7 protein-coding genes are annotated in these 7216 nt (G+C 57.7%); 2 read left to right on the top strand and 5 right to left on the bottom strand.

All coding sequences use genetic code 11. From position 1 onward, the window contains the following. Positions 1–100 precede the first annotated feature (100 nt). Positions 101–664 (bottom strand): chloramphenicol phosphotransferase CPT family protein, encoded by a 564-nt coding sequence (locus FB593_RS24270; RefSeq protein ID WP_111785342.1) that lies wholly within the window; start codon positions 662–664, stop codon positions 101–103. Between the two features lie 176 nt (positions 665–840). Between FB593_RS24270 and FB593_RS24265 the strand changes: the two genes are divergently transcribed. Then, a complete protein-coding gene (locus tag FB593_RS24265) occupies positions 841–1143 on the top strand; it encodes a hypothetical protein (RefSeq protein WP_145167139.1) in 303 nt (100 codons plus the stop codon). Between the two features lie 699 nt (positions 1144–1842). On the opposite strand, the gene FB593_RS24255 is transcribed toward FB593_RS24265, so the two are convergent. Next, positions 1843–2607, bottom strand: a complete 765-nt coding sequence (locus FB593_RS24255) for an AraC family transcriptional regulator (protein WP_145167138.1) — start codon at positions 2605–2607, stop codon at positions 1843–1845. 83 nt (positions 2608–2690) lie between these two features. Here FB593_RS24255 and FB593_RS24250 point away from each other — a divergent pair, with 83 nt between their 5' ends. Next, positions 2691–3407: a class I SAM-dependent methyltransferase gene (locus tag FB593_RS24250; RefSeq protein ID WP_145167137.1), complete on the top strand. Its 717-nt coding sequence runs from the start codon at positions 2691–2693 to the stop codon at positions 3405–3407. Positions 3408–3742: 335 nt separating this feature from the next. Here FB593_RS24250 and attM read toward each other — a convergent pair whose 3' ends face one another. Genes attM through FB593_RS24235 form a run of 3 tightly spaced genes read right to left on the bottom strand, consistent with a single transcriptional unit; the run spans position 3743 to position 7215 of the window. Continuing rightward, positions 3743–4534 (bottom strand): AttM family quorum-quenching N-acyl homoserine lactonase, encoded by a 792-nt coding sequence (gene attM, locus FB593_RS24245; protein WP_003517310.1) that lies wholly within the window; start codon positions 4532–4534, stop codon positions 3743–3745. Positions 4535–4579: 45 nt separating this feature from the next. After that, positions 4580–5740: an iron-containing alcohol dehydrogenase gene (locus FB593_RS24240; RefSeq protein ID WP_145167136.1), complete on the bottom strand. Its 1161-nt coding sequence runs from the start codon at positions 5738–5740 to the stop codon at positions 4580–4582. A 20-nt stretch (positions 5741–5760) separates the two neighbouring features. Further along, positions 5761–7215, bottom strand: a complete 1455-nt coding sequence (locus tag FB593_RS24235; protein ID WP_145167135.1) for an NAD-dependent succinate-semialdehyde dehydrogenase — start codon at positions 7213–7215, stop codon at positions 5761–5763. Between the last annotated feature and the right edge of the window lies 1 nt (position 7216).

Below are 7216 nucleotides of genomic sequence, written 5' to 3'. Positions count from 1 at the left end.
GCGCGGGGCAGATCACGGCATAGTTCAGCGTCCGAAAGACCACGGAGGGCGTCTGAGCGGATAATCCATCGAGTTTTTCAACGATATCGGCGCATCTACGTCACAACGGCAGCCGGCCTAAGGGGACTTCGGGGCTCGCGAAATTTGACGAGCGGTCGCTTTTTCTCCAGGCGACGAGCAGCCTCTCGACATTTGCATCAGCGCCGTCCTCGGACTGTAGTTCAATGTCATACCGCTTGCCGAAATGAATCGTCTCAAAATCCTTCTTGGCGCTACCCACCGGTCTGTTACCTCTAGCGGCTTCACGCTTGACCAGAATTTCGAGCGGACAATGTACGGCGGCGAAGAAGACATCGTGCTCCGCCAAAAGATCAACGAGTTCTTCCAGCCATCCCTCGGTATCGAGAATATGTTCAAGGATCAGATGGTTACCCGCATCGGCATATGCCCGCAGCGATCCATGGAACCCGTGGAAAAAGGCCATGCGAGCGTCAGTCCAGCGAAAATCACCACTCTTGAAGCGTTCGGTCGGAAGCACGCCAGCGTCGCGCAGATGATCGATCGATACGTGCCAGAATGGTTTCTCGATGCGTTTCTGCAATGCCCTCGCAATGGTTGACTTGCCGCTGCTCGACGCGCCATGAAGAAAAATAACGTGTGCCATCCTTTCGTCTCCCGGTTTCCAGGCCGCAATTAATACAGGCATATGACACATCAATGACCGCTGATGGCGCAATCCAGCCGTAACCACTTTCGGCCCATTGCGGACTTTTGGTTGTCACAGGTACTGTAGCTGTCATGGACTCTCTGTCCAAATTTCATTGCTGACAGGCCGCCAAAGTGAACGAACCCTATAATACGACGATCATTCAAACCCTCATCGGTGCTCTGAAAGAGCTAGAACAAGAAGACGATGTCATCCTTCTAGGACCATCACCTCGAAAGGCCGCCGAGAAAATTGCCGCGAAACTAAGGTCTATGGTGCCAAATCCTGACCTCACGCCAGCAGAAATGCACGGTGTGCGACTGCTGATCCTTCATGCGATCTCTAACAAGTCATTTTTTGACTGGGAGATGCCGACGCTGACGGGATTTTCTGCTGCGAGGTTTCAAGAAATTGCAGAAAAGCTTCCTCGTGAATGACAGCAAACGGCGCACAGGTGACGTTTTACGCCGCTGCGAAGCGTTGCCTGCTTTCAGGCGCGTCCCATGATGGCCTCTGTGACCGACACGAAGGCGCTTTGCCGACTGGCCGGAGCCGACCCCATTATCGCCGTTCACTATGCGGGCTGACTTCCCGGAAGCAATCATCGCGGGGGGGCCTTAGCTGTAAAGGTAACGAGCATGCAATAGGGCAGCGTTGCCATTTCCGCGTTCTCGCGCAAGTCGATCGCGCGCCTGAAGAGGAACCGATGGGTCGCCTCGTCGACGCCATTGGTTAGCTCGCATTCAAAGGTGAACCGATGCGTCTGTGAGGATCGGCTGGTTTAGCGAACGGAAGCTTCCGTGAACTTAATGCGGGCCGAACGACCGATTGAAGCCGCGTTGCCAGCTTGCCAGACCCGATCCCATTCTGGCCGTTTGGCGCCAGAACGCCAACGCCCAAAAGCCGCCGCGAGCACCTAATCCAAAACCTTGCCTTGCGCTCCGTCCTTATGCCGCGCTCGCAGCTTCCCCAAGATCTCGTGTGAGAAACATGACGGTCGCCAAATCGAACGTTCCTCTGGAAACTCTCTCCCAGATCGTGCCACTCGACACGAGCATCGGCGGTCGTGCCCTGGAAAGTAGCCTCAGTATTGGTCGAGAGGGCCGAAGCGCTGTAGGGAATTAAGATCCTATGCCTCATTTTCGTGGTTTGCTCTGGGCCGGCGGTGAGCCGAACTTGCGGGAATAGGCGCGGGAAAATGCGGCGGCGCTGCCGAAGCCGACCCCGGCGGCGACCGATTTGACACTTCGTCCGGCGCGCAGTTCTGCTCGTCCGAGCGCCAGGCGCCAGCCATTGAGGTAGGCGATAGGCGACTGGGCAACGGTTTGCGTGAAGGTGGAAATGAATTGTCCGCGCGACATATCCGCTATGGCGGCAAGGTCCGCAATCCGCCAATTTCGCGCCGGATTGTCATGTATGGCCACAAGGCTGGGATGCAGTGCGGGGTGCGCCAGACCCGCCAGTAATCCCGCATCGACCGTGCCGATCGCTATTGCCTTGCGGATCGCAAGCACGACGATGATCTCGCATAGACGCGCCTCGATAGTACCGCCACCACAGCGGGCGACCTCGACCTCGGCCACCATCAGTTGACACAAACCGCGCAATTCCGGTTCGTTGGCCAGTGAAAGGCACAATTCGTCTGGCAGTGCACCGACCAACGGATTGGCACTACCGCCAAAATCCACCGTGGCGCCAGCGCATATAGCTGCGCCATCCGGCAGCGACGCCGTGGATCTGGCGCGATAAAGCAGATGGGTCGGTTCACCTGCGCCATGGACATTGATGATCAGGAGGTTAGCGGCTTCAGCACAATCGCAACGTGATGCGCCAAGATGAAAGGCTTTCAGGAAAGCCGTCAACCGATCATGTTTTCGCCCGGAATCTGAACTTTCAGTCATGTATTTCCTCCCTTTCCTGATCGCAAATCTTGTATCCTCCTTGAGCGAAGCACGCCAGCACGTCCAGACAGACAAGAGACAGCATGACACAGGATTCTGCAGCCAAATTTGACGCCTCCCGCGCAGGAGAATACGCACGACAAAGTAGGATAGCGCTGGACGGATATGACGCCTGCCACGAGCTTTCCGCCTGCATGCTGTCGGCAGCTCTGGGCGAAGGAACGGCGGCACGGGTTCTGGTTGTCGGGGCCGGCGGTACGGCGGGCGAAATCATCGCCGCCGCTCGGCTGGAACCGCAATGGTCCTTTGTCGCCGTCGATCCTTCAGCACCGATGCTCAACCTTGCACGCGATCATCTGGTCAGGGCCGAAGTGTCTGACCGGGTGGAGACCGTCCTCGGAACCGTCTCCAATCTGGATAGAGCTCCATCGTTTGACGCTGCTATCATGATCGGCGTGCTGCACCATTTGCCAGGGAACGCCGCAAAGCAGGATGTTCTGGCGCAGATTGCAATGCGGCTGTATCCTGAAGCGCCCCTGATTGTGGCGGGGAATTATCGGTCGTATGCCTCTCAGCCCCTGCTCATGGCAGCCTGGGCAGCACGCTGGCGTATGAACGGCGCCGGGCCAGAAGAGGTCCAGGCCAAAATGGGCAAGATTCTGCAGGGTGCGGAGCCACCCCGATCGGAAGACGAGGTCATTTCGTTGCTGGAGGGCGTTGGTTTCAACGAACCGCTTCGGTTTTTTGCAAGCCTGTTTTGGGGAGCATGGCTTGCCCGACACGTGGGGAACGCTAAGTGAGCGCCATAATCTGCTCCATTTGCAGACAGTTTGGATCAAAGAGACAAGTTTACTCTAAGCCATCCGGTATTGGCAAATTGTCAGCCCGAACCCTCATGGCTCAACGTAACGCCGGGGCGAAAAACGTCGTATGAGCACACTCGCGCAGCTAGAGGATAGCTTTCAGGCACTTGAAGCGACAACGCGAGCGACCTGAACGAAGGCGTATATCCGGAAAAGGCCGATGCGCCGAAATACTCGGTCCCGCTCGGCTCGGTGCCCTTGGCTCATACGATAAAAATCGGCGAGGCTGCATGCAACCTCGCCGTATCTGGCCATTGACTTGCGCGTTCTATTTACGCGTAAAATTCGGGAGCCTTCTTGAAGTTCGCCCAGGCGTCAGGGTCATGGCCGGTGACGACTGTCGCATCATGCTTTTCGGCATAGGTGCGGAGCTTCTGAACAGAACGGACCGTGTCAACGGTCGAGGCAAGGAAGCCAGGCAAAGCCTTCTCTTCCCAGTGGTCCAGTGTGTAGGCAGCATCAATCGTCAGGAGAAGCGGTTTGCTGTTTGGCAGGCGCACCAGGAAGGACTGGTGGCCGGGTGCATGACCGGGCGTGAAGATCGTGGTGAGCGTGCCGTCGCCGTAAACGTCGTAATAATCGTCCTGCGTACCGTTGAGGAACTGCCACTTCAGACCCGGCTTGTCGAAGTCCTTGCGGATATAGCCGCCGCCAGCAAACCAGTCGGGCGTAAAGGCATATTCGTATTCAGAGCGCTGCACGATGTGGGTTGCGTTGGGGAAGCGACCGATGGCGCCGGTATGATCGAGATGCAGGTGCGACTGCACAACATATTTGACATCGGCCGGATCGAAACCAAGCGCCTTGATCTGGTCAACGCAGCCCTGGTCCTTGTCCAGTACTGGCCAATAGACATCGCAGATGCCGCCCCAATGGCCACGCGGATCTGTTGCAACTTCAATCGCGTTGCCGCCGTCGATCACGGTGTGCCCGGCCGGATGGGTAATCAGGAAAAACGGAACGGGGATCTCATAGTCTGCACCGTTCCCCTGGTTCATCTTGATGTTGTGTACCTTGCATTTCAGCGTACCCGACTGAAGCATGTAAAGTCTGATATCGGTCACTCGTTTTCCTCCCTTGGAACTGAAGATATTGCTGTAAGAAATGGGTCAGAACGCCTCGCGGTAGAGCGCAAGCGCATCCTCTTCGCGGACTTCGACCGGATTATTGACCAACAGACGGCTCTGTTTCATTGCGTCGGACGCAAGCATGGCGAGCGTGTTGTCCGTCACGCCGACATCGCGCAGACGTCGCGGCGCGCCGCTTTCGTCCATCAGCGTTTCCATATGCTGAACGAACGCATCCGAACGGGTTGCCGCATCCCCTTCACCCGGAACACCCAGCACGTCGGCAAGCTCCGCATAAAGCGACGCTGCAGCCTTCGCGTTAAAGCGTAAAACCGGCCCCAGCATCAGGGCATTGGAAAGCCCGTGTGGCACGTGATAATGGCCGCCCAGCGGATAAGCGAGCGCGTGCACGGCGGCCACCGGTGAGTTGGCGAAAGCCTGACCTGCCAATGTCGCACCCAACAGCATGCCTTCACGGGCTTTCCGGTCGGCCCCGTTCCTGCAGGCGGCGATCAGGTTTGCACCGAGCAGACGCAGTGCCTCGCGCGCCAGAGCATCTGATAGCGGGTTCTTCTTGTGTTTGCTGGTGTAAGCCTCGATGGCATGCACCATGGCATCGATACCGGTGGCAGCCGTATGGACCTGCGGCAGTCCCACCGTCAGTTCAGCATCCAGAAGAACGAAATCAGCGTAAAGCTGCGGGGAAACGACCCCCATCTTGGTGGTTTCGCCCGTGGTGATGATCGAGATGTTTGTGACTTCCGAACCTGTACCGGCCGTGGTCGGCACCAGCACGAGCGGCAGGCGTGATCCCTTTACGTTGCCGATCCCGTACATGTCGGCAAGCGTCTGGTCGGAGACCAGAAGGACAGCCACGAGCTTGGCGATATCGAGCGATGAGCCCCCGCCAAGACCGATGACGATATCGACGCCGATCTGCCTTGCGGACTCGACGCAGTCGGCAACGATATGCTCTGGCGGATCAGCAACGACCTTGTCGAAGATCGTGACGTTAAAGCCGCTGGCCGCAAGGGCGTCAGCAATCGGCTTGATGAGGCCGGCCTTGATGAGACCTGCATCGGTAATCAGCAGCGCCTTGCGCGCCTGAAACCTGCCGGAAAGAATCTCTCCGAGGCGCTGGGCGCCACCCCAGGCAACCTGCATGGAGGGAACGGTGCGGAATTCGAAAGGGTTGATGGTCATCTGATCCTCCCAGCGTGATCTCAGCCGATGGCCAAGCACAGGTATTTGATTTCAAGATATTCATCGATGCCGTAGTGCGAGCCTTCGCGGCCCAAGCCGGACTGCTTCACGCCACCGAATGGTGCGACTTCGTTGGAGATGAGGCCTGTATTGTGGCCCACCATGCCGTATTCGAGCGCTTCTGCGACACGCCATGTCCGGCGGACATTCTCGGTGTAGAAATAGGCCGCCAGACCAAATTCGGTGTCGTTCGCCATGGCGACCGCTTCGTCTTCCGTCCCGAACCGAAAGAGCGGAGCGACGGGTCCAAAGGTCTCCTCACGGGCAACCTTCATGGCCTGGGTTGCACCAGTCAGAACCGTTGGTTCGTAAAACGTGCCTCCAAGAGCATGGCGCTTTCCGCCGGTGACGATCTTTGCTCCCTTGCCAAGGGCGTCAGCAACGTGATCCTCGACCTTTGCCACGGCATCCTGGTCGATCAGTGGACCGATCAGAACACCAGGTTCGGTGCCCTCACCGACGGACAGGCTTTCGACCCTTTTGACCAGCTTTTCCGCGAATGCGTCGTAAACACCATCCTGGACATAGATCCGGTTGGAGCACACGCAGGTCTGTCCCGCATTGCGGTATTTCGACACGATCGCGCCCTCAACGGCCGCATCCAGATCGGCATCATCAAAGACGATGAAAGGCGCATTGCCACCAAGTTCCAGAGACAGTTTCTTGATCGTCGGGGCCGATTGCGCCATCAGCAGACGACCGACTTCAGTCGATCCGGTAAAGGAGATCTTTCGCACCGTGTCGCTTTCGGTAAATACCTTGCCGATATCGCGTGCGGCGCCCGTCACCACCTGGAAGACACCGGCGGGAACGCCAGCTTCTTCGGCGAGAACACCCAGAGCAAGTGCGGTGAGAGGGGTCTGCTCAGCCGGTTTGACGATCATCGTGCAGCCTGCGGCAAGTGCCGGGGCCGCCTTGCGGGTGATCATCGCGGCCGGGAAGTTCCATGGCGTGATCGCGGCGCAGACGCCGATCGGCTGCTTCAGGATGGTAATTCGCTTGTCCGTGGTCGGCGAAGGAATGGTATCGCCATAAACACGTTTGGCTTCCTCCGCGAACCATTCCACGAAAGATGCCGCATAAAGGGCTTCGCCCTTTGCTTCCGCAAACGGCTTTCCCTGCTCGGCAGTCATCAACGCACCGAGATCGTCAGCGTTCGCCACCATGAGATCAAACCATCGACGCAATATGGCAGCGCGGTCCTTCGCAGCCCGGCGGCTCCACTCGGAAAATGCCTTGCCTGCTGACTCGACTGCAGCTTCAACCTCATCTGCCGACAATGAAGGAACGTGACCGATGATCATCGAGTTGGCGGGATTTTCCACCGCAATCGTCTTGCCATCCGCAGCTTTCAGCCAGCGACCATTCACCAGGCAGGCATCACGCAACAGCGCCGCATTTTTTAGCTTGATCATC

The organism is Rhizobium sp. SJZ105, assembly GCF_007828365.1.
GTDB classification, from domain to species: Bacteria; Pseudomonadota; Alphaproteobacteria; order Rhizobiales; family Rhizobiaceae; genus Agrobacterium; species Agrobacterium tumefaciens.
Note: the sequence above shows the minus strand (reverse complement) of the source record. Positions and strands in the feature narration are given on the sequence as shown.